18 protein-coding genes and 1 pseudogene are annotated in these 22,665 nt (G+C 49.8%); 10 read left to right on the top strand and 9 right to left on the bottom strand.

Annotated elements, in window-relative coordinates; translation table 11 throughout:
- From ACEW8P_RS26315 to ACEW8P_RS26285, 7 genes and pseudogenes are all read left to right on the top strand, one after another.
- Positions 1–1,084: sorbosone dehydrogenase family protein (locus ACEW8P_RS26315; protein WP_373516036.1), on the top strand; the 1,084-nt coding region annotated here is incomplete at its 5' end.
- An 84-nt stretch (positions 1,085–1,168) separates the two neighbouring features.
- Positions 1,169–1,585, top strand: a complete 417-nt coding sequence (locus ACEW8P_RS26310) for a RidA family protein (RefSeq protein WP_373516035.1) — start codon at positions 1,169–1,171, stop codon at positions 1,583–1,585.
- Between the two features lie 251 nt (positions 1,586–1,836).
- Positions 1,837–2,034: a dodecin family protein gene (locus ACEW8P_RS26305; protein WP_373516034.1), complete on the top strand. Its 198-nt coding sequence runs from the start codon at positions 1,837–1,839 to the stop codon at positions 2,032–2,034.
- Between the two features lie 239 nt (positions 2,035–2,273).
- Positions 2,274–3,266 (top strand): annotated as a pseudogene (locus ACEW8P_RS26300) (FAD-dependent oxidoreductase); the annotation flags it as partial.
- Between the two features lie 108 nt (positions 3,267–3,374).
- Positions 3,375–3,986: an inorganic pyrophosphatase gene (locus ACEW8P_RS26295; RefSeq protein ID WP_373516033.1), complete on the top strand. Its 612-nt coding sequence runs from the start codon at positions 3,375–3,377 to the stop codon at positions 3,984–3,986.
- Positions 3,987–4,079: 93 nt separating this feature from the next.
- Complete coding sequence (locus ACEW8P_RS26290) at positions 4,080–4,280, top strand: hypothetical protein (RefSeq protein WP_373516032.1); 201 nt, start codon at positions 4,080–4,082, stop codon at positions 4,278–4,280.
- A gap of 5 nt (positions 4,281–4,285) precedes the next feature.
- Entirely contained in the window at positions 4,286–5,881 is a 1,596-nt protein-coding gene (locus ACEW8P_RS26285; protein WP_373516031.1) for a peptide chain release factor 3, read from the top strand.
- 59 nt (positions 5,882–5,940) lie between these two features.
- Here the strand turns inward: ACEW8P_RS26285 and ACEW8P_RS26280 are convergent, their stop codons facing one another.
- A complete protein-coding gene (locus ACEW8P_RS26280) occupies positions 5,941–6,360 on the bottom strand; it encodes a DUF4890 domain-containing protein (protein ID WP_373516030.1) in 420 nt (139 codons plus the stop codon).
- Between the two features lie 193 nt (positions 6,361–6,553).
- On the opposite strand from ACEW8P_RS26280, the gene ACEW8P_RS26275 reads away from it, so the two are divergent.
- Positions 6,554–10,096 (top strand): family 78 glycoside hydrolase catalytic domain, encoded by a 3,543-nt coding sequence (locus tag ACEW8P_RS26275; RefSeq protein ID WP_373516029.1) that lies wholly within the window; start codon positions 6,554–6,556, stop codon positions 10,094–10,096.
- 343 nt (positions 10,097–10,439) lie between these two features.
- Here the strand turns inward: ACEW8P_RS26275 and ACEW8P_RS26270 are convergent, their stop codons facing one another.
- From ACEW8P_RS26270 to ACEW8P_RS26240, 7 genes are all read right to left on the bottom strand, one after another.
- Positions 10,440–11,240: a DUF2382 domain-containing protein gene (locus ACEW8P_RS26270; protein ID WP_373516028.1), complete on the bottom strand. Its 801-nt coding sequence runs from the start codon at positions 11,238–11,240 to the stop codon at positions 10,440–10,442.
- Between the two features lie 42 nt (positions 11,241–11,282).
- Positions 11,283–11,762 (bottom strand): YsnF/AvaK domain-containing protein, encoded by a 480-nt coding sequence (locus ACEW8P_RS26265; protein WP_373516027.1) that lies wholly within the window; start codon positions 11,760–11,762, stop codon positions 11,283–11,285.
- 280 nt (positions 11,763–12,042) lie between these two features.
- Positions 12,043–12,342, bottom strand: coding sequence for a hypothetical protein (locus ACEW8P_RS26260; protein ID WP_373516026.1), 300 nt, complete (start codon positions 12,340–12,342; stop codon positions 12,043–12,045).
- Positions 12,343–12,428: 86 nt separating this feature from the next.
- Entirely contained in the window at positions 12,429–14,765 is a 2,337-nt protein-coding gene (locus ACEW8P_RS26255; RefSeq protein WP_373516025.1) for a carboxypeptidase regulatory-like domain-containing protein, read from the bottom strand.
- A gap of 136 nt (positions 14,766–14,901) precedes the next feature.
- Positions 14,902–16,323 carry a TolC family protein gene (locus ACEW8P_RS26250; protein ID WP_373516024.1) on the bottom strand — a complete coding sequence of 474 codons (1,422 nt, stop codon included), beginning with the start codon at positions 16,321–16,323 and terminating at the stop codon, positions 14,902–14,904.
- 8 nt (positions 16,324–16,331) lie between these two features.
- Positions 16,332–17,696 carry an HlyD family secretion protein gene (locus ACEW8P_RS26245; RefSeq protein WP_373516023.1) on the bottom strand — a complete coding sequence of 455 codons (1,365 nt, stop codon included), beginning with the start codon at positions 17,694–17,696 and terminating at the stop codon, positions 16,332–16,334.
- A gap of 212 nt (positions 17,697–17,908) precedes the next feature.
- Entirely contained in the window at positions 17,909–20,107 is a 2,199-nt protein-coding gene (locus tag ACEW8P_RS26240) for a peptidase domain-containing ABC transporter (RefSeq protein WP_373516022.1), read from the bottom strand.
- A gap of 199 nt (positions 20,108–20,306) precedes the next feature.
- Here ACEW8P_RS26240 and hemF point away from each other — a divergent pair, with 199 nt between their 5' ends.
- Positions 20,307–21,221 carry an oxygen-dependent coproporphyrinogen oxidase gene (gene hemF / locus ACEW8P_RS26235; RefSeq protein ID WP_373516021.1) on the top strand — a complete coding sequence of 305 codons (915 nt, stop codon included), beginning with the start codon at positions 20,307–20,309 and terminating at the stop codon, positions 21,219–21,221.
- Positions 21,222–21,229: 8 nt separating this feature from the next.
- Here the strand turns inward: hemF and ACEW8P_RS26230 are convergent, their stop codons facing one another.
- Positions 21,230–22,348 (bottom strand): o-succinylbenzoate synthase, encoded by a 1,119-nt coding sequence (locus tag ACEW8P_RS26230; protein ID WP_373516020.1) that lies wholly within the window; start codon positions 22,346–22,348, stop codon positions 21,230–21,232.
- A 39-nt stretch (positions 22,349–22,387) separates the two neighbouring features.
- On the opposite strand from ACEW8P_RS26230, the gene ACEW8P_RS26225 reads away from it, so the two are divergent.
- On the top strand, positions 22,388–22,665 hold a 278-nt coding region (locus ACEW8P_RS26225; RefSeq protein ID WP_373516019.1), incomplete at its 3' end, for a tetraacyldisaccharide 4'-kinase.

Here is a 22,665-nt window from a genome sequence, read left to right as displayed (position 1 = left end):
GGCGGTATCCAAAGGCGGTGATGTATTCTTGCGGCTGTCAAAACCAAAGGACGGAAAAGGTACCTACCGACTCCGGGACACGAACGGCGATGGCGTGATGGACGAAAAAACGGGATTCGGCGACTTCAAAGGAACGGGGGTGTTCATCAAAAACGGCTACCTGTACACTTCTTCCAACAGCGGAATATTTCGCTACAAATTGAATGATAAAGAGGAAGTAATCAATCCAGATGCGCCCGAAACGATAGTGACCGAACTGGTCGATACGGGACGCGACAACGCCAAGTCGATCGCCCTGGATGACAAAGGGAATATTTACGTGAACGTAGGCTCGCCCAACGATGCCTGCCGCGAGACCGGCACCGGCAAGGGAATGATGCCTTGCACGCTGCTGGACACCGTGGGCGGAATCTGGCGTTTTCGCGCCGATGTCCAGAATCAGACGCGAAAGGACGGCGTTCGCTACGCCACGGGCCTGAAAAATTCTGTGGGAATCAACTGGAACAGCCAAACCAACAGTCTTTTTGTCCTGCAACACGGACGCGGGCAGTTCCATGATTTTTATCCTGAGCTTTTTACACCCCAACAAAGTGCCATCCTTCCGGCCGAAACCATGTACGAAGTACATGAAGGAGATGATGCGGGTTGGCCCTATGTGTACTATGACCCCATTCAGAAAAAGAAAATGCTCAACCCCGAGTACGGCGGCGATGGCAAGAAAACCGGGGGCGAAAAAGCTTTGAATCCGGTGGCGGCTTTTCCCGCTCACTTTGCGCCAAATGCGGTGGTTTTTTATACCGGAAGCATGTTTCCGGCCCGTTACAAAAACGGCGCCTTCATCGCCTTTCACGGTCAGAATTCCGACATGAAGAAGGGGTACTTTGTGGGCTTTGTACCTTTCAAGAATGGCAAGCCGTCGGGGCCCTACGAAGTGTTTGCTGATAATTTTGCGGGGATCGACCTGGCCAAACCCGACGGCCCCGTACGGCACCGCCCCTGTGGAGTCGCGCAGGGACCTGATGGCTCACTGTACGTTTCGGATGATTTGAACGGCACCGTTTACCGGATTGCCTTTCAAAAGTAACATTGAACTTACGCACCCGTGAATTGAGTACCACCATTTCTGCAAGCCCAAAATATCCAGCGTACTGTAAGAGAAAAAACCTCTATGAAACGAGAACACCTTAATCCGGAAACCTTACCTGATTGGAGTGGTATGTTCAATCAGGTAGTAGTGACAGAGAAGCACGGGTTAAGACTTATCCATATTTCGGGTCAGGTGGGCGTTGATCGAGCTAAGAAAGTAGTAGGCGAGGGTAGTTGTTTGGCAGTGCAGACCCTTCAATCCTTGGAAAATCTTCGTGCGGCATTGACCAGTGTGGGAGCCGAAGTAAGCGATGTAGTCAAGCTCACAATTTACGTCGTCGATTATCAATACGAGCAGAGCGCTGTAATTCGGGAAGCGTTAATTCGTTTTTTTTACCAGGTGCAGTTGCCCGCTTTGTCTTTAATTGGCGTGGCAGCTCTCGCTGACCCAGGATTTCTGATTGAAATAGATGCGGAAGTGATTGCTGAGACAAATTAGCTTTGAAAATTCACCTCGGTCTGGTACTCGGCAACTGGTTAAGGATTTGGATCAGCTGATTGCTGAAAAGAACGCTTGAACGATAAATGGGAACAACAGAACCATTCCCGGTCAAGGAACGATTCTTTTAGGTACTTCATTCAACAAATTAGTTCTCTCATCAAGCCGATCTTATTATATTTACGGGCTTATGTACAATTAAAAAGCTAATTTGTGCAAAATTATTAATTAATAAACCCCTACTACGCATTATGGTAATCAAGGTAATAGAAATTATGGCCAGTTCGGAGAAGAGCTGGGAGGACGCCGCTCAGAACGCAGTGAACGAGGCATCGAAAAGCATCCGTGGCATTAAGTCAGTGTATATGAACGAAATGAGCGCGACGGTAGTCGACGGCAAAATGGCTAATTTCCGAGCGAATTGTAAGATCAGCTTCGAGGTGAAATAGAAGTAGCGATCACTACTCCTTTACAGGAAATCTCGGCAGGGCAACGGTATTTTTTCCGTTGCCCTGCTTTTTTATGGGTAATTCAATCCTTTATCCTATAACCTGACCCCTCTTCAAACCCGTGCTTTCTACTGTAAAAAGTACCTTCAGCTGGATTGTGCTGCTGTTCGTTGGCCTTTCCTTTTCTTGTAAAAACGAGGCGCAGGAAAATGCCCGCGAAGCTGACGTAATTGTTTATGGCGGTACAGGTGACGAAAATGGGCAAATCGGTCATCGTCGTTTCGCCCGATAAACATTTGGGCGGCCTGTCATCGGGCGGGCTGGGCTACACCGATACGGGCAAGAAGGACGCCATCGGCGGACTGGCGAAGGAATTCTACCAGCGGCTTTACAACTACTACCAGAAAGACGAAAACTGAAAATGGCAGAAGAAGTCGGAATTTGGCAATAAAGGACAGCACGGTACGGCGGTAATGGACGGTGAGGCCCGCTCGATGTGGATTTTTCAACCCCACGCCGCCGAAGAAACTTTTGAGGAGTTTGTCAAAGAAAGCGCCATCACCATCTACCGCGACGAGTGGCTGGATCGCGCGGAGGGAGGCGTAAAGATGAAGGACGGGGAAATCGAGTCGATCCGCACCCTGAGCGGTGAGGTTTATTAGGGCAAAATGTTTATCGACGCCAGCTACGAGCGCCGCCGCGAGATCTTTAAAGAACACGAGTTGTACCAAAAGGGACTAATGTGCTATGTGCAGAACGACCCCGGCGTTCTGGCCGAAATCCGCAACGCCATGCAGGAATGGGGCTTGCCAAAGGACGAATTCACGGATAGCGGCAGTTGGCCGCACCAACTTTACATCCGGGAAGCCCGCCGCATGATCGGAGACTACGTGATGACCGAGGGCGATGTGCTGGGCGATCGAAAGGTCGAGAATTCCGTGGGTATGGGTTCCTACACGCTGGACTCGCACAACATCCAGCGCTACATCACAGATGAAGGTTACGTCCAAAACGAGTGCACCAATTTACTGGTAGCCATCTGCGTATCCAGTTCGCACATTGCATTTGGCTCCACCCGCATGGAACCCGTCTTCATGATTTTGGGACAATTGGCAGCTGCGGCGGCGGTACTTTCGATTGAAGAGGGCGTATCGCCGCAAGATTTCCCCTACGGCAAACTACGCGAGGTGTTGCTGCGCGTCAAACAGATTTTGGAAAATAAGTTAGAGTAGAAATTGCACATTTCCGCGCGAAGGTGCCGCCAAAATAACTACCTTTGTGCTCAAATTTAAATAAATCAAGATGAGAAGTTGTCTTGATATAATCGCAAGCAACCCAAAATGAACGCAAACGTCCATAAAGCCCACCCCTGGCACGGTATCCCAATCGGGGAGAACTCACCAGAAATCGTAACCGCTTTTATTGAGATCGTCCCGACTGATACCGTCAAATACGAGATCGACAAGCAAACGGGGTATCTGAAAATCGACCGTCCGCAGAAGTACTCCAACATCGTCCCTGCCCTCTACGGCTTTATCCCAAAAACCTATTGTGGCGAGAAGATCGCTCTCCTGGCGCAGGAACGATCGGGCCGAGACGTAATGGAAGGCGACGGCGACCCGCTGGACGTATGCGTACTTTGCGAGAAGATCATTTCGCACGGCGACATCATCTGCGAAGCCCGGCCTATCGGCGGCATTCGCCTGATCGACAAGGGCGAAGCCGACGATAAAATCATCGCCGTGCTGAAAGGCGACGAAGTGTACGGTGCGTATCAGGATTTGAATGAAGTACCCGCCAACGTAGTCGAGCGTTTGAAGCACTATTTCTTGACTTATAAGAACTTACCCGGTGAAACCGCCTTAATCGAAATCGCGAATGTATATGGACGCGACGAAGCTCACGAGGTCATCCGTACATCGGTGGAGGATTACAAGCAGTCGTTTTATTGATTCAAGGAACGGTTTGCCGTGCATTTGCCGTTCTGAACCTTTGAACGGGCAAACTATATTGACTGCGTACTCTTAATGATATTCAAATAGCTCTTGAAAGCTGTACTATCAAAAGCGCAGATTGAAGTCTGGGAAAGGAAAGGAACGTCCTGCGAAGCGGTAAAGCACTTGTCCATAGGTGATGCAATGCGCTTCATTCACGAACGAACCGAGGATACTATCGCTCAAATTGAAAGAAATAGAGCTATGGAAAAGGCAGTAGAGGCGCAAGCCTTGTTCCGCGAATTAGAATAAATACTTTGAGCTACCAAAAAGAAATAAAGAAACGACGCACTTTCGCGATCATCAGTCACCCCGATGCGGGCAAAACTACTCTGACGGAAAAACTTCTGCTTTTTGGCGGGGCGATTCAGACCGCTGGGGCAGTGAAATCCAATAAGATCAAGAAGACGGCGACGTCCGATTTTATGGAAATCGAGAAGCAGCGCGGTATTTCGGTGGCGACGTCGGTAATGACGTTTGAGTACCGGGATTTGTTGATCAATATCCTGGACACGCCCGGTCACAAAGATTTTGCCGAGGACACCTACCGCACCCTCACGGCGGTAGACAGCGTAATTCTGGTCATCGACTGCGTGAAGGGCGTAGAGGAACAGACCGAACGCCTGATGGAAGTTTGTCGGATGCGCAAGACGCCCGTTATTATCTTCATCAACAAAATGGATCGTGAAGGGCAAAGTCCGTTCGACTTACTGGACGAATTGGAAAACAAACTCCAAATCCGGGTAAGGCCTTTGACCTGGCCCATCAATATGGGAGCGAGTTTCAAGGGTGTGTACAATCTGTACGATAAGAAGCTGTACTTCTTCCGCGTCAACAAGACGAAGATCGAAGAGGATGTCGTGGAAATTGGCCTGGACGATGAAAAACTACCCAAACTACTCGGCGAGCACGACGCGGAAACTCTGCGCGAGGAAGTAGAACTAATCGAAGGTGTGTATGACCCATTTTCGGAAGAGGCCTACGACGCGGGCGAACTTGCTCCGGTTTTCTTCGGTAGCGCGATCAATAATTTCGGCGTTAAGGAATTGCTGGATACCTTCTGCGAAATCTCCCCAACCCCACAGCCGCGCCCAACCGACGTGCGGCCCGTGGAGCCAACGGAAGATAAACTGAGCGGTTTCGTGTTCAAGATTCACGCTAATCTCGATCCACGCCACCGCGACCGCATCGCTTTCTTTCGGGTGTGTTCGGGCAAATTCGAGCGGCGCAAATTCTACCACCACGTACGCCTGGACAAAGACATTCGCTTCGCGAGTCCATTCACTTTCATGGCATCTGACAAGAGTATTTTGGAAGAAGGCTTTCCCGGAGACGTCATAGGACTTTACGATACCGGCAATTTCAAGATTGGCGATACGCTTACCGAAGGTGAGGATTTACAGTTTTCGGGTATTCCCAGCTTCTCTCCCGAGATTTTTAAAGAGTTGGTCAACCTGGATCCGATGAAGTCCAAGCAGTTGGACAAAGGAGTTCAGCAGTTGACCGACGAAGGGGTAGCGCAGCTTTTTACGCTGGAATTAGGTAATCGCCGTATTGTCGGCACCGTGGGAGAACTACAATTCGATGTGATTCAGCACCGCCTGGAACATGAATACGGTGCAAAATGCCGCTGGGTGCCGATGAATATCGACCGCGCTTGTTGGATTACTTCCGAGGACAAGCAAAAACTTGACGAGTTCATCCGCCTGAAAGGCAACCAGATTGCTTACGATAAGGATAATAAACCCGTTTTCCTGGCCGAGTCCGAGTGGATGATCCGCATGAACCGTGAGAATAACCCCGGGATCCAGTTCCACTTTACTTCTGAATTTAAGACGGAAGTTGCTGTCTAATTTGGAATGTCGGAATGTAGACGGCGGGTCGCCCCCGTCCGACATTTAACAATTCCAAATTACTCTCTAGGTCCCCGCGATTTCTTGCCTTTTTTCTGAGGAGCGTCTTTCTTGGGCCCACTACCGCGGCGTCCTTCGCGCATTTCGGCCTGCATTGTTTCGTATTTTACTTTCTGGTCGGCAGTAAGGATACCATCCAGGCCCTTCTGCAGATCGTCGTTTGCCGATTTCATCCGGTCGCGGGCATCCTTGCTTTCATCTCGTGCTTCGCGCATTTCCTGCATCTTTTGGGTGCGGGTCAGTTGCAGGGCGTACACTTGCTTTTGCTGATCGGCGGAAAGATCTAGTTTCTCTGCCATCATTTTGGTCTGGCGCTCGGCTCTTTTTTCGGGCGTAACGTCAGCGCCGCGCTGGGCAAAGCCTGCCGTTCCCAATAGCAGCAGCCCCATCATTATCACTACATTTTTTATCTTTTTCATAAATTTTATTTGTTTAAAAACTTAATACGCTCGCTTTGAAGTGAAACGTGGCGACGCGTTTAACTCAGGATGAAAAATACTTTAATGATTGACTGGAATTGAGTTTGATGAATGGGGCAAACCTGCCCATTGTTCGTCCGTAAGGGTAAATGTTCTTATATTCGGTATCCTAATAAAAACAATTTTAGATTCTATGCGCCTTCACCTTTCCATACTTTTTTTCTGTTTTTTGCTTTTGGCCAAATCGTCACTGGCTCAAAACAGAAACGATAAATCGACTACGGCCCGCCGGAATGCCGTACCACCCAACATTATTTTCATTCTCACCGACGACCAGCGCTGGAGCGCCCTTGGTTACGCGGGCAATGAGTTGGTTCGTACCCCCGAAATGGATCAGCTGGCGCGACAGGGTACTTATTTCAAGAATGCTACGGTAACTACGCCCATCTGCGCGGCGAGCCGGGCCACGCTGTTGAGCGGAATGTACGAGCGGAGCCATCGGTACAGCTTTACCACGGGCAATATCAGGAATGAATACATGGACACCGCCTATCCGAAAGTGCTGCGGGAAGCGGGGTACTACACCGGTTTCTACGGGAAATTTGGGGTAAAGTACGACAGCAAGGATAAGCTGTTCGACGTTTACGACGACTACGATCGCGGTCCTTATCCCGATCGCCGGGGATATTTCTACAAAACGATCAATAAAGACACCGTCCACCTTACGCGATACACCGGGCAACAGGCTTTGGATTTTCTAGACGTCGCGCCCAGGGACAAGCCATTCTGTTTGTCGCTCAGTTTTAGCGCCCCCCACGCCCAAGACTCGGCCGAGGATCAGTATTTCTGGCAGAAGGAAACGGATCACCTACTCGCCGATACCACAATACCAAAGGCCGACATCAGCGACGACAAGTACTTTAATATTTTGCCCAAAATAGTTCGTGATGGCTTCAATCGGCTTCGCTGGTACTGGCGTTATGACACGCCAGAGAAGTACCAACATAGCGTGAAAGGCTACTACCGTATGATTGCGGGCATCGATCTGGAAATTGCCAAGATTCGGAAAAAACTCAAAGAAACGGGACAGGACGAGAACACCATTATCATCCTGATGGGTGATAATGGCTATTTTCAAGGCGAGAGGCAGTTGGCGGGAAAGTGGCTGATGTATGATAACTCCATTCGGGTGCCCCTCATCGTGTATGATCCGCGCTTAGACAAGCATCAGGATTTGGAAGATTTTGCTCAGAATGTGGACGTTCCGGCCACGATTCTGGACATGGCAGGAGTGAAAGCGCCGGCCAAGTGGCAGGGAAAAAGCCTTTATCCGCTCGTGAAAGGTACTTCCAATAGCTTGCAGCGCGACACAATCCTGATCGAACACCTCTGGGAATTTGCCAACATTCCACCCAGTGAGGGAGTACGGACGAAGGATTGGAAGTACATGCGCTACGTGAACGACCAGTCACTCGAAGAGCTGTATTCGTTGAAAGACGATCCAAAAGAAATAAACAACCTGGCGGCCGATCCGAAATTCAAAAATCAACTATTGGCGCTTCGCAAGAAAAACGACGAACTGGCGCGGCGGTTTAGCGACGGAAACGCTGCGGCACCCATTGGGATGATGGTGGACTACATCCGCGAACCGTCCAACACCCGCATCCGCAAAACCCATCCCGGATACAGCTGGGTGGTGCCCGACTACGCTAAGGTACAATCGGCCTATCAAATCCTGGTCTCTGCTTCGCCCGAGAAGAGCGAACAGAATATTGGCGATGTCTGGAATAGCGGACAAGTACGCGGCAGCAAGTCTTCGGGTATCGAGCAGCAAGGTAAGGCACTGATCCCAAACACGACTTACTATTGGAAAGTCAGGATTTGGGACGAGGTAAACCGCGTGTCGGAGTACTCGCCCGTCCAAACCTTTCGGACTGGCGCGACGCTGGATCAGAGCGCTTCGCCAAATGTGTTTCGGATTGACCGCATTGCTCCGAAGTCAGTGACTTCTACGGGTAAGGGTAGTTATTTCGTAGATTTTGGCAAAGATGCTTTTGGTACTTTGGAGTTGAACTACAACGCCCAGAAGGCAGGTAATTTGACCGTGCGGGTAGGGGAGAAGCTCGACAACGGCCGTATCGACCGCAAGCCGGGCGGAACCATTCGTTATCAGGAAGTTCAGCTTGCTGTGAAGCCAGGAAAAAAATCATACACCTTAGCCCTCGCACCTGATAAAAGAAACTCGTCCGGCGCGGCGGTTCTGCTGCCCGATAGCTTCGATGTCATAACTCCCTTCCGCTACGTCGAAATTGAAAACGCGCAGTCGGAAATCAAAGCCAGCGATCTCCGGCAAAAGGTTTTTCAATATTATTTCGACGACAACCGGAGTAGTTTTACGTCTTCCGACACCGTGCTGAACCAGGTGTGGGATTTGTGCAAATACAGCATTAAGGAAACTACCTTTGCCGGACTCTACGTAGATGGCGACCGAGAACGTATTCCCTACGAGGCCGACGCCTACATCAATCAATTGAGTCACTATTCGGTGGATCGTGAGTACCCGATTGGTAAGCGTACCATTGAGTACTTTATGGAGCACCCGACCTGGCCCACCGAGTGGCTGTTGCACACGGCTTTGATGGTCAATCAGGATTATCTCTACACGGGTGATTCCAGTTTGATTATTAAGTACTACGACAAAATTCGGCATAAAACGCTGATCGAACTAACGCGGGAAGACGGGCTCATCAGCTCACAGAGCGAGAGGGTCAATGACGCCTACATGGCCCGAATAGGTTTCAAAGACTCCACCAACCGCCTCAAAGACATCGTGGACTGGCCTCCTGCACAAAAGGATACCGGCTGGAAGCTCTCCACGCCCGAAGGCGAGCGTGATGGCCACGACATGCGTCCCATCAACACTGTCGTAAATAGTTTTTTCTACGAAAACATGCGCATCATGTCGGAGTTTGCCAAGATTGCCGGAAAGCCGGACGATCAGATATTTTTTGAGATCATGGCGTTGAAAGTGAAGGAGGCGATCAACACCAAGCTGTTTGACAAGCAGAAGGGAATGTATGTGGACGGGGAAGGCTCCACGCACTCTTCCCTGCACGCCAACATGCTGCCCCTGGCTTTTGGTATCGTCCGGGAGGAAAACCAGAAATCGGTGGTCGATTTCATCAAGTCGCGCGGTATGGCAAGTAGCGTTTATGGTTCGCAGTTTTTACTCGATGGCCTGTACCGCGCCGGGGCTGAAGATTACGCACTCGACCTCATGCGTGCCACCGGCGATCGCAGTTGGTACAATATGATCCGCATCGGCTCTACCGTAACGCTGGAAGCCTGGGATATGAAATATAAACCCAACGCCGACTGGAACCACGCCTGGGGTGCCGTACCTGCCAACATGATTCCGAGGGGTTTGTGGGGCATCACCCCCAAAACGCCTGGCTTCGGTATTGCTTCCATCAAGCCACAGCTAGGAGACTTAAAAAACAGCAGCATTACCGTTCCCACTCTAAAAGGACCGATCAAAGCCACGTATCAGCGGCAGAATGCCCGCAACCAAAAGTACACGATCGAACTACCCGCTAACGTCGTGGGTGAATTTCAAGTAACTACCGCTCCCGAAGATGAGATTACTCTGAACGGGCAAAAAGCCAGTCGTGCCTTCGATACCTTACGGCTTGAGCCAGGTCTGAACGAGATAGAAATCAGAATCAATTCTTTCTAAAAAGGCATAAAAAGCGCCAGCCGGGTTAAGTACCCGGCTGGCGCTTTTTTTTAACTGTCTTACTGTTCGACCTTATTACCGTTTTCATCGTTCCGTCTCGTTTAGATGTTTGAAATATCGACATCTGCCGTAGTTATCTTTCCTATCAACGGCGGGTTATGTGATGGGTGACAAAAAAGTGAAATTATTGAGTAAACGGTAAATCTTGGCGAGGATTAAATTGTAATGTGTTTATTATAAGAATGTTGACTAGTAGTGATTAAAGGAAGACACTGTTATCGACTTTACAAAAAAAGGAGGCAATCAATTAAGATTGCCTCCTCCATCTACTAAAATGTAATCGTTACTTGGCAGGATAAGGAGGATTATTGACTGCCTTCTTAGCGTCGGTAGTCACATCGCCCTTAATCTGTTCAACATCCACTTCCGTCTTACGGACGGTCTCACGGATGGTTTCTTCGTGTCCTTCCACTTTCTTACCAACAGAAACTTCTTCGACTACGTTGGCCTCTTTGGCCACAACCGCTTTTTCAGCGTGTTCTTTTATTACTACCTCACCTTCCTTGAAGTTGTCCAAGTCAGCGGCGGAGGCCGTACGATTGACGGGGTTGCGCTTTACATAGACGCGCTCCTCACGCAGTCGTACCTTTTCCTCGACAGGTTTAGAAATAATACGGCTCTTCAGTCTTACGCCACCTGTTTGTACCGACTTCTTACCGACTTGGAGGTTCTCTTCAATAATCTTTATGTTCTCTTTGCCAGCTACCGTTCCCGCGGCCTTAGCAGCCGTATTTGTATCGGTGTTGTACTTAGCGGCGCGGTCGTGTACATTGAGTGCGCCGTTGTCGTCAAGAATATCGGCAGCCTTCTCAGCTTGTGACTCGTTCGTAGTGTGCACCGTAACGATCGATCCGCGACTACCTACGGTTGAATATTTTCTACGGTCGTCATCATCATCTCCGAAAAGATTTTTGAAGAATTCGACTACTCCCGAATCCTCATAATCATCTTCGTAAGTATCTGCCTGGGCGGTATGGGCTGACATATCTATATTGTTGCGCGCCACACCAGCGGCGACCAACTTATCTACTGCTACTTTTGCTTCGGTGGCGTCATCAAATACGCCTATTACTGTGAGTTCCATGTCTTTTTATTTAGTTTAGTTGAAAAATTATTTAGTAAAAACTTATTGATCAGGGGAATCCGTATTACTCGAAAAATCACTTTCGAAATTCTCTCGTTCTACATTTATTCTTTCGCGCCGTAATGCTACGGTTTGATCCGTTGTACGCACTTTATTCTTTTTCGTAATGTGAATTTCTTCTACCAACATTAACCGTTTTTCTACTACTACAATTTCTTTAAGAACAGGATAAATAGTCGTGTCACCTTCCTGTCTCACTGTTGGTGCTTCCAGCACATGTTGATTCATTGGTTTACGCTCAACGGATATTTCTTCTTCGTTAAGATCAACTGAAACAACTTCCTCGAAATCATCGACTTGCTTTGTAATTTTAACACGCCCCGATTCAAATAATTCTTTTGTTATCGTTGCTTTTTCTTCGATTACCGGAATTCTAATTTCGTCTAACGTAGTGAGCTTTTCTGTCTCCGCGAGATGAGGAGCGCGTGAAATATCTACCTTATTAGATTTTTCGGATTCCATATTCAGATCAAATAAATAAATGTAAAACTGATGTGTAGTTTGTTGGGGCTTTTTATATCAAATATAATTCTTTGAAACCATATCAAACTACTGTGTCAATATAGTTTTAATATTAACAAAACCGTTCTCAAAATTCGGCAAATAGTAAATCTGCTTAGAATCAATTGCTTACGGATTAGTTGAAATAAACGTATATGGGTAATCACGTGGAGTCAGTTCCTCACTATCGGCAAGGTTTGACTGAAATAGGAACCACAACGATCTGTTGCTTACGAGTTTATTATGCTTCGTTTTCCAAATTCTCCTTCACCATTATTTTCCATTCTTCCTGTAAAGTAGCGGAGGGCATTTCGGCCTTCGCGCGGCGATACCAGTAGTTGGCGTTCCATGTGTCTCCCTCTACCCGATGCAGGTAAGCGTGCAGTAGGTCGTAAGCGCGGGTACCTTCCTTGGACTGCGCCACGTTGTGCGCCGCCTCCCAATCCCCTTTGCCATCGTACCATAGTCCCGTCAGTACTTCGTTTGACCCAGTAGGAGGGGTCTCGTTTTTCAGCGATTCTTTGAATTCCTGGTAAGTCATTTTCTTGAATTGTATGATTACTGTTTTTCGTACAATAGTTCCCTTTTGAGGATACCCGCCTGAATTTTGAAAGGATACGAAATCTCTTAAAACTCCCACCGGTAACTTAGAATGGGAATCAGCCCCAACTGGTACTTCTGTACCAGTTGCCCTTGCAGCAGGTCGTAGTAGCTGTACGCCTGATTTTGGGTTCCACTCACATTCTGAATGTCGAGGGCAATCGTGCGGCTATAGCGGGCGTGATTTTTCTTCCAGTAAATCCTCAGGTCGGGCCGGAAGTAGTCGTTCATTTTGACAGAGAAGGCATCTTTAAGAGTATAGACTGTGCGGCCTTCCGCCCGCGACGCATCGACGTCGATGGGCGTGTCGCGGAAACCACCTAACCATATCACCCGCGCATTGATGCCCCAAATACTGTTCTTCCGCGTCTTGAACTCTCGGCCACTTGTAAGGCTAAGGGTGTGATTACCGTTGTAGCGCGTGTTGCGCCGGACGCCATCGCCCGCCAGGTAGGTGGAGTTGTAGAGCGATCCCGACACCAGAAGGTAGAAATCGTCCGTAAGGTATTTGTTATAGCTGACTTCGATACCATAGTTGCGGCCCGTTCCGGTGTTTTGCAGCGGCAGTTGCACGAATCCTTCCACTTGGTTGAGAGTCGAGTAGGTGAGGATATTCGGGATTCCGGTGGTGGGGAAGCCTTCAAAGATTGGAACTTCAAACAAATTTTGCAGATATGCTTCTACCTTCAGATTGCCCAGGGTTCCGAAGTTTCGCTGATAACCCGCCACGAAGTGGTGCGATCGGGTGGGGCCAAGATTTATGTTAGGCTGAACACCCCGCCTGCCCGTATTCAGGCGGGTCAAGTACACCTGTGGCTGCTGCAATTGACTGTGTAAACCATAAGAGAGGCTAAATGAATTCTGCCGATCGGCCTGAAAGCGGATCGACGCTCGGGGTTCCAGCGATTGGGTGTTGTTGTAGGTATAGTGTAAGTAGTGCAGTCCGACATCAGTCGTGAGGCGCGGGGTCGGTTGCCATTGCCACGAGACATAAGGCTGGATAATCAACCCTTGCAGATGACCTTCCGATATCTCATTGCCAGAAATGGATTTCACGCTGTCGGCCTGGTAAGTCAGGAAAGTACCTGCTTTAAGCAAAATACTGGTAGTTAACTTATGGCTGATGGCAGTCGTGAAAGAAATCCTGGTCTTACGGTGGGCATCCTGTTCGGTCAGGAAACGGTTTTGGGGGTCGGATGCGGGATGGAGATAGCCATTCCGCGAATTTTCCAGGGCTGAGCCGACCAGTACCGTCTTTAATCCCGTTTTTGCGCCGAGCTGCACGGTGTGGGTCACGCCCAACGCCCCCCTTTTGCTCCTGAAATCAATGTCGTAGCCATCTTTTTGGAATACCCACTCGCTGGTGTCGAGGCTGGCTTTGAAAATGTTACTGCTTGCGCCGCCCATGCCGAACATCGTGAACTCACCTGCCTTCTTGGTAGGCAGGGAAAGATTAAAGGATAAATCCTGATAGCGAATGTCCTCGCCGCCGAAAGTCACGCCCAATGCACCCAGAAGCCCGGTGAAGGAATAGCGGTAGTTGACGAGATACGACGCTTTCGAGTTTTTGGACAATGGCCCTTCTGCCGCTAGATCGAAGCCAATCAGTCCGGCCTGCGCTGTAAACTCTTGCTTCTCGTCGTTGCCTTTGCGCAGCCGCATATCCATGACGCCCGAAAGTGCGTTGCCGTACTCCGCCGGAAAAGCACCCGTCAGAAAGTACGAATCGCCCATCAACTGCGTACTTAGAATGTTGACCCCGCCTCCAGTCTGAGTGGCGCGGTCGCTGAACGTCCCGGCGTTGGAGGTATGGTTAGGGTTAACGATTTCGACGCCTTCCAGCCGCCATTGCATCCCGTTGGGGTTGTTGCCACGAATGATCAGTCCATTGGCCTGGTCGTTGGCTGTGGCCACGCCGGGAAAGGAAACGGCCAGGCGGGCGGGGTCGAGGTAGGTAGCGGCATAACGAAGGGTCTGCTCGGGTGTGATCGTCTGAATACTGTTATAGGCAATGGGCCGGGTACTGCGGACAATGGCGGCATCGAGCTGCTTGCCCGCCTGTTTCAGCCTGACTTCCACTACTTTTTCTTTACCGGATTCCAGCAGAATTTCCGGAACAGCGTTGGTTTCATAACCCAGGTAAGAAATCGATAAATTATACCGCCCGGTAGGTAGTTGATCGAAGCGAAAGGTACCATCGTCGTTGGTGACGGCTCCCTGCTCTGTCCCGGCGAGTTGAACGGTGGCCCCGACCAGCGGCTGATGTGTATCAAAATCCCGGACATTACCGCGCAGGGTAGAGGTGAGCGTTTGCGCTTCGCAAAAAGCAGTAGTCAGTAATAAAATGGAAAGTAGGCGTAGCATTCTCTACAATGGGATGGGTTAAAAAGATTGGTGCCGGAGGCTGCATAGAATAACGGGAGGGGAAGTACCCCGTCATTAACAAAGCCACCTTCGGTTCAAAGCTAACCCGCGCAGAAGAGAAGTGGGTAAGAAAAAATTAGAGGTTGTCCCAGGAACTGACGCCCGAGGCGAAAAGCAGCACCGCCAGTGCCTTCTCATATTTGGCTCTCAAAGAGGCCACCTTCACCCGAAACTCATTGAGTTTGGATTCTCGCGAATTGACCAGAAATAGCGAACTCTCTCCAATCCCAAACTTTACGATTTCCGCTTCAAGCAACCGCTCCTGATTGCGTGAGGCGGCTTCCTGGGTGCGTACTTGCGCTTCCAGTGTTTTGACGTCGTTGAAAGCGGCATTCACCTCATTGAATACCTCGCGCTGTACCTGCTTCTGGTCGAGGTCGTTCTGCAACTGTTTGATACGAACCTGTTGGAGTTTGCCCCTTTCTTTTCGTAAGAACAAAGGAAAATACAAATCGAGCATAAACTTGTAGTTGTTGCCCAGATTAGAAAATCCTGTGTTTGTATCAGTGCCATCCAACGTTAAGCCACTGTATAGCGCGGAGGCGTTGAGGTTCAAGGAAGGTTTGAGCATTTCCCGGCCAAGTCGTTCATCGATGCGGAGTTGCTGACGTTTGAACTCGAACTTGATGAGTTCAGGATGCCGCTGCCGGGCGAGCTGCAGTAGTTGATCGAGTTCTTCGGGCGTTACGATTCGTCCGGCCGAAGGCTGCGGTACGGCGTCTTCGGGTAGTTCGAGGGGTACTTGGTCGGCTCCCCAAAGATGATTTGAGAGCAAAAGCCGGGAATTCCTTAACTCTAGAACAGCCTGTTCCAGCGTCACCTGACGATCTTGTAGCGTTACAAGAGCTTCTACGGTGTCGATGGCGGCAGCTTCGCCTAGTTCTGCCCGTTGTCGGGTAGCGCGGTAGCGCACATCGGCCAATTCGTAAAAATCGATCGAAAGCGTGTATTGTCGGTAAGAGAAGAACCAATTCCAGTAATCTTTGGCAGCGGTGAGGATGATCTTATTGATCATCTTGACCCGGTCGGCGTCGGCCAAGTCCTGGAAAACCCGCGCTTGCTGCAAAGTTGCCCTTCGGTTGTCGATGATGAGTCCTCGCCCAATGGGAACCGTTATGCCTAAGTAAGAAATACCGTCCGGCCCGGTGCGAACGTCATCGCTAAGCGTTTCACCCACATTGCGATCGTAGCCGAGTTTCAGGTCGGCACCGCCCAACCACAATGGTACTTTCAGGAAGACATCGCCGCGGTCGAAGTACTTTTTGGCTTTGTAAACTTTCCGGTCGAAGGTACCTTGGATGGAAGGGTCGAGGCCACCTTTTGCGATCAGCAGTTCCCGCTGCGCCGATTCGGTAACGAGGTCGCTCAACTTTATGACCGGATGGTGGGCCAGGATTTGCTCATAGAAGTCGCGGTAGGTATAGACCAACGAATCCTGACCAAACGCGCCCTGAACGCAGAGGAATAGCGGGAAAAATATTTTGACGAATAGCTTCATGCCTGGATTTACTTCTTTTTTCCCTCCGACGACCCGGTGATTTTGTCTATTTCACCCTTCTCGAGATTAGGTGGGAAGCCATTGAGCTGTCGCCAAATCTCGTACCAGACCGGAACATCCGAAAGCATCACCCAGCCGTAAACGCCCGAACCCTGCCGGATGGCGGCGGGCCATGGTTCACTGGGTTTGGGTTCGACCAACAGTCGGAACTTCCCGTTGGCACTCCCTACGCGATCAATCACGGCTACCTTACCGCCGAACGTACCCACCGAAACACCAGGCCAACCGGCAAACTGCAGGGCGGGCCAGCCGTCGAATTCCAACCGTACCTCGCGGCCAATCGAAATCAGCGGCACGTCCATAGGGCTGACGTAAAGCTCCACGGCAATGTTTGGGTTTTCAGGCTGCAAAGTCGCGATGGTTTCGCCTTCTTTGATGTTTTCGCCAATGCCCGCTTTCATCGCCCGCACCACGTACCCCGACTGTGGAGCCCGTACGATGTAGTTGCCCTGCCGAATTTCCACACTGGCGAACTTATTCTGCAGTTTGGAAAGCTCAGACTCGCCCTCTGCCAGACTCGATAGTGCCGAACTGCGGTCGGAGTTGGCCTTGGCGATTTTTTCCTGGTACTCGGCCTGCAGGGAGTTGAGTTCGATGCGAGCGTTGATCAGTTCCTGCCGGGCGATGTTCAATTTATTCTCTTGTGAAACAACTTTTGCCGACTCCTCCTGTACTTTCAATCGTCTGGATTCCAGGTCGGTCAGAGAAAATAAACCACTCTTATAGCCTTCCTCGTAGCGGGCCAGTCTATCTTTTGTGATTTGGTAGTTAGTGCGCAAGGCAACCAAATCAGTACTGTCGCTTACTACCTTCAATTGCGACTGCCTTACCTTGTTGCGCCCTTTGTCAAGACTAAAATTCAAAGCCTCTCTCAGCGCAGCAAGCTGATTGGCCAAGGCGTCGATCTTAGCACGGTAGCCAGCGATTCCATCCCTCTTGGCCTGAACCTGCTCCTGTAATCGAGTCATGATCTGCGGATCGATGTACTCATCCTTGGCTTCCGAAAGCACGGCCAGTGTGTCGTCGGCTTCTACAAAATCACCTTCCTTCACGTACCAGGCTTCGATTCGGCCACCAACTATATTCTGAACCGTTTGCGGACGGTCGCCGGGCGATAAGGCCGTGACGACCCCCGTACCGGAAATATTTTGCTGCCAGGGCAGAAACATGATGACAAATAAAATCACCATAATCCCCTGCATCCAGCGGGCAAATAGTCGCCCGGTCTTGGGAGTTGATAGCGTGCTCAGCGCGTGCAGGTTATACCTGTCGAGCATTTCGTCTTTCACGCGTCGTCGAGTAATGTTCAGCATTTATTTGTGGAATCTTTAGATCGACGTGAATTTGTGGTTTGAGGATTTCTTTATGGGTTTTGCCCACGAACTGCATTTCTAATAAATCCAGATTATAATCTGGCCCGGTTCCAATTTTTAGGTCTGTTTGAGAATGCTTTCCGTCGCCTGATCAATTCCTAGAAAAACATATCAGTATTAAGCATCAACTACACGATTACACAGTTCCACGATTAAGCAATATGCTCAAACTCAGCCATGAATACCGGATGCGTTTTTACTTCGTCATAAGAAGCATCGGCGACGGCTTTTCCTGCGTCCAGTATGAGAATGCGGTCGCAGTGCTGCATAATCATTGGGTCGTTGGATAGGATGAGCAGCGACCAAGGGACACTTTCGTCAGTCAGTTTTCGGATGAGACGGCGTCTTTCCGAATCAGTGGAACTGTGGAGTACGTCGTTCACCATCAATATTTTGGGTCGGGTTACGATACAGCGGGCCAGCGTCACTTTGGCGATGAAACTCTCCGAATAGCGTCGCCCTCCGGGTAGCATCAGGCTGCTAAGACCGTCGGGTAGTTTACTGATGGCCTCGGTGAGATTGAGTAGTTTGAGCGCCCATTCTAAATCGGCCAAACTGACTTGGTCACGGCCCATCGTTATATTTTCTAAAATCGAGCCTTCGAAAATATCGTCCACCGTGATGTTCTGTTCAATGTAGGAGCGCAGGCTGGCCACGTTCAAATCACGCAGCGATATGCCGTTGAACGTTATGCCGCCTTGGTATTCTGACAGTAACCCCGACAGTACTTTCAGCAGCGTATTCTTGCCCGAGCTGTTGGTCCCCGTCACACAGACCGACTCGCCGGGTTTCAATGAAAAGGTAATGCCATCGAGGGCGGGGCTCTCCCTCCCTTCAAAACGGTACTTCAAGTCTTTGACTTCCAAAGACAGCCCGCCGCTGTACTCCTGCGGCGAAAAGCGAAAACCCTGCTCGCGCTCAAGGGGCATATCCGTCACGTAGCCCAGTTTTTCCACCGCCGTCAGGGCGTCGAAAATGTTATCGATGCTCTGAATCAGCTTTTCCACGGAACTGGTGAGTAACACGATGATGATTTCAGTCGCGACGAACTGGCCCAGCGAAATCTGGCGCTCCACCACCAGGAAAGTACCCAAAATCAGCAAGCCACCGATCACCAGCGTCTTGAAGCCAACGGCGTTCCAGAAGAAAATTTTCAGAATTTTGAAGTGTTTCTTTCGATAGATCAGGTAGCTGTTGACCAGGCTGTCCATCTTTTCCATCGGCAGATTACCCGTTCCCGACAGTTTGAAAGTATAAAGCGAGCGGGCAATATCTTCCAGCCACTGCGCCACTTTGTATTTGTACTTCGACTCGACTAAACTAGTCTGCAAGCCCTTGGGTCCGTTGAAATAAATGATGAGCGCTACGATCAGGATGGTCAAGAAACCAAATGCGATAAAGAAGGGATGGTAGAATGAAAGTAGCATGATCCCCAGCAGAATCTGCAAAATCGCTCCGGTAATGTCGATCAGTATTTTGGGTAAAGATTTTTGCACCGTTAGAATATCGAAAAAGCGATTCATCAGTTCGGGCGGGTAGTAGCCGAGCAGGGATTCTGCTTTCACGCGCGGAATGCGGTAAGTGAACTCAAAAGCGGCTTTGGCAAAAATCCGCTGCTGCAAAGTTTCCACTAAGGTAAACTGGATGATCTGCATGATTCCCGAAACCAACACCCCGCCAATCACGACGAACAACAGCAGGTACACCGAGCTAAACACCATTCCTCCCGAAATAAGGTTGATGATCGCCTGTACACCCAGCGGCAACGACAACGTAATAAGCCCGATTACGATAGCGTAGAGATAGATATAGCCAATGTCTTTCTTCTCATTGCCTAACAGTCGAAAAAAACGCTGTACGGGCGTCAATGGGTCGGCTGTGGTTGGTTCGTGCTCACTAACCAGCGATTCCATCGGAAAAGCCGTCAGATATAGTGCCTTTCCGTTTTTGGCAGTATCGGAAGTGCCGTTCCACAAATAGGGGTTCCTGGCGGAGATAGGTGCTACTTCGGGGTTTCCATCGGTCGTGAAGCGCAGGCTGAGCGGGGTGCCGTCCAGTTTTTTTCCCCCTAAAACAGGAGTTGTCCGGTCTCCCCCTTTTTCAAAAAAGAGAATGGGGTACTCCGCTTGCTGAACTAATGCATCGAGCTGATGAACTGCCGCGTGGCTGCTGACGAGGGTCAGGTTGTACTCGCGGGCTTTGGTGATTAGATCGCCCAGAAAGATCGGTAAATCCTTATCAGCATATTGGGTCAGGTGCAGCGAATCATAGACTTCGCGCTGCGGAATATTTTTCAAATCAAATGCCAAAGCAATCTGCTGACAAATGGCTTGAATCAATCGGGAATTCATACGAAGAGGGAAGTTTTAGGTCTGGCCTGCGAAGATAGTCATTTGGATCCAACCCTTACAACGGATTAAGAATTGTGTATGTTTCCATCTATTTGCATAAAGTTGTTTTATAGGTTGGATTGATATGCCTTATGGGAATCTGGTCAAATAGATGCTACTTCTTTTCTCCCTAATTTTGCCAGAAACCAAAAATAGGAAAATGCAGGTCGAAGTAATAGAAGACTTTTTTAAAAATCTACAAGACGACATTTGTCTGGCCCTGGAAGCGGAGGATGGCAAAGCTAAATTTCAGGAAGATCCGTGGGAGCATCATTCCGGTGGTGGCGGGCGCACCCGACTGATTCAGAACGGCAATGTCATTGAAAAAGGCGGCGTCAATTTTTCCAGCGTGCGCGGTGAGGTGCATCCCCGGCTGCGAAAGCAAATGGAGTTGGGCGAAGATGACGACTACCACTTCAGGGCTACGGGTGTTTCCATTGTCATGCATCCGCATTCGCCCAAAGTACCGATCATCCACATGAATGTCAGGTACTTCGAGCTGAGCGATGGTACTTGCTGGTTTGGCGGCGGCATCGACCTCACGCCGCATTATGTAGTTGGGGCCGACGCCCAACTTTTTCACCAAACGCTGAAAGACGTTTGCGACCGCCACCATCAAACGTTTTATCCGACCTTTAAAAAATGGGCGGACGACTACTTTTTTATTCCGCACCGCGACGAAACGCGCGGTGTGGGCGGCATTTTCTTCGACTACCTGAAACCCAACGCGCCGGGCAATGGGCAGGGGTTATCCAAGGAAGCCTTGTTTGATTTTGTGAAAGAAGTGGGCGAAAGTTTTGCGCCGATTTATACCCGTTTCATGCACGAACACCGCGATGAATCTTTCACCGAGACGGAAAAAAAGTGGCAGTACCTGCGGCGTGGGCGCTACGTGGAGTTTAACCTGGTCTGGGATCGGGGAACGAAGTTTGGCCTGGAAACCAACGGCCGCACGGAGTCTATTCTGATGAGTCTGCCGCCGCAAGCGCAGTGGGAATATAATTTACAGCCAGAGCCCGATTCTCCCGAGGCAGCGACTTTGGCTTTGCTCAAAAAGGGAATCGACTGGGTGTAGTTAGTTGGTCAAACAGTCAACCAACCGGAGTCCAACGCGGACAAGTCCCAAGTTTCCGGGCCATCGGCGTAGAGTTTGCCCTGCCTGATATTAAGTGGGGAGGAAAAATTGTTTTCGTAAATCTGCCCGGTTCCCAGGCCCTGCGGCAGGGTAGTTTCGAACTGCGCCGTGAATTGCGCGATAGCGTTCAGCCCGATGTTCGATTCCAGGGCGGAAGTAATCCACCAGCCTATCGATAGTCGTTGCGCAATCTCGATCCACTCGCCGCATTGTTGGAAGCCCCCCAACAGGGTTGGTTTGAGGATAATGTATGGGGGGTGAATGGATTTGAGCAGGGAGAACTTCTCCATGTAATCCATTTTTCCGATCAATTCCTCATCCAAAGCCACCGGAATGGGCGAGGTGGCCGCTAACTGCGCCATCAGTTCGGGCTGCGCGATGGCCACAGGTTGCTCGATAGAATGCAGGCTGTACTGCGCCAGGCAATTAAGCTTTTCTTCAACTTCCCCGGCGACAAAAGCTCCGTTGGCATCCACGCGCAGCGTAATTTCTTCGGAAGAAAAGCGTTTGCGGATGGTTTCCAACACTCGGCATTCCTGCGCGAAGTCGATGGCCCCCACTTTTATTTTAATAGTGGTGAAGCCCTGCGTTAGTTTTTCTTCAATCTGCTGATGCATGAATTCCTCAGATCCCATCCACACCAAACCGTTGATGTCGATGCCTGTTTTTTTCTGGGAGAAATCATTTTTGAAAAGAATTTTCTCGCCACCATTCATAAAATCGTGCAGAGCCGTTTCAATACCAAACCGAATGGACGGTAGTTCGGCGGGAATGAGCTGTTCGAGGATAATGGGTAGGTTGAACGGAAAGACTTCCAAATCCAGGCTGTTAAAAAGCCCGCAAATCTCCGCTAACTTTGTCTCGAAGTCGGGGCCGTCGTCTATGCTGAGTCCGGGAAGTGGACCGCATTCGCCAAAACCGGCTCTGAGCGGAGTCGAAGAGTCAGGCCGTTCCTGATCGGAGATTTTCACCAGCCACGAAGTTTTTTGTTTCATCACACCCCGCGACGTACCTGCATCGAACTTGAATCTTAAGATGTAAGGCTGGTACTGAATGAGCAAGGACATGAATCGGGGGCGTCAGATGACAAAAAAGTGGGCAAGTATATGAAAAATATCGGGCGGAATACACAACAAATTAGCAAGCGGCAGACTACCCAATTCATCTTGAAGCCTTTCTCGTGGCTTTATGGACTGGCAACTATGGTACGCAATGTCCTGTATGATACCCAATTGTTCGAATTAGAGTCCAGCCCTCAGTTTTCGGTAGTGGTGGGCAACCTAACGGTAGGTGGTACCGGGAAAACCCCGATGATAGAATACCTGATTAGGTACTTGCAGCAGGAAAGTAGGATTGTAACGTTGAGTAGAGGCTACGGTCGGCA

Source organism: Persicitalea sp. (assembly GCF_041751555.1).
Taxonomy (GTDB): Bacteria; Bacteroidota; Bacteroidia; order Cytophagales; family Spirosomataceae; genus Persicitalea.
The sequence above is the reverse complement of the archived record's forward strand: the minus strand, read 5'-3'. Positions and strand labels throughout refer to the sequence as shown.

Bases quoted from the DNA above. Each gene is read 5' to 3' on its own strand.
- ACEW8P_RS26310 (WP_373516035.1), top strand. From the start codon at position 1,169: ATGAAACGAGAACACCTTAATCCGGAAACCTTACCTGATTGGAGTGGT.
- ACEW8P_RS26305 (WP_373516034.1), top strand. From the start codon at position 1,837: ATGGTAATCAAGGTAATAGAAATTATGGCCAGTTCGGAGAAGAGCTGG.
- ACEW8P_RS26295 (WP_373516033.1), top strand. From the start codon at position 3,375: ATGAACGCAAACGTCCATAAAGCCCACCCCTGGCACGGTATCCCAATC.
- ACEW8P_RS26280 (WP_373516030.1), bottom strand. From the start codon at position 6,360: ATGAAAAAGATAAAAAATGTAGTGATAATGATGGGGCTGCTGCTATTG.
- ACEW8P_RS26275 (WP_373516029.1), top strand. From the start codon at position 6,554: ATGCGCCTTCACCTTTCCATACTTTTTTTCTGTTTTTTGCTTTTGGCC.
- ACEW8P_RS26270 (WP_373516028.1), bottom strand. From the start codon at position 11,240: ATGGAACTCACAGTAATAGGCGTATTTGATGACGCCACCGAAGCAAAA.
- ACEW8P_RS26265 (WP_373516027.1), bottom strand. From the start codon at position 11,762: ATGGAATCCGAAAAATCTAATAAGGTAGATATTTCACGCGCTCCTCAT.
- ACEW8P_RS26260 (WP_373516026.1), bottom strand. From the start codon at position 12,342: ATGACTTACCAGGAATTCAAAGAATCGCTGAAAAACGAGACCCCTCCT.
- ACEW8P_RS26255 (WP_373516025.1), bottom strand. From the start codon at position 14,765: ATGCTACGCCTACTTTCCATTTTATTACTGACTACTGCTTTTTGCGAA.
- ACEW8P_RS26250 (WP_373516024.1), bottom strand. From the start codon at position 16,323: ATGAAGCTATTCGTCAAAATATTTTTCCCGCTATTCCTCTGCGTTCAG.
- ACEW8P_RS26245 (WP_373516023.1), bottom strand. From the start codon at position 17,696: ATGCTGAACATTACTCGACGACGCGTGAAAGACGAAATGCTCGACAGG.
- ACEW8P_RS26240 (WP_373516022.1), bottom strand. From the start codon at position 20,107: ATGAATTCCCGATTGATTCAAGCCATTTGTCAGCAGATTGCTTTGGCA.
- hemF (WP_373516021.1), top strand. From the start codon at position 20,307: ATGCAGGTCGAAGTAATAGAAGACTTTTTTAAAAATCTACAAGACGAC.
- ACEW8P_RS26230 (WP_373516020.1), bottom strand. From the start codon at position 22,348: ATGTCCTTGCTCATTCAGTACCAGCCTTACATCTTAAGATTCAAGTTC.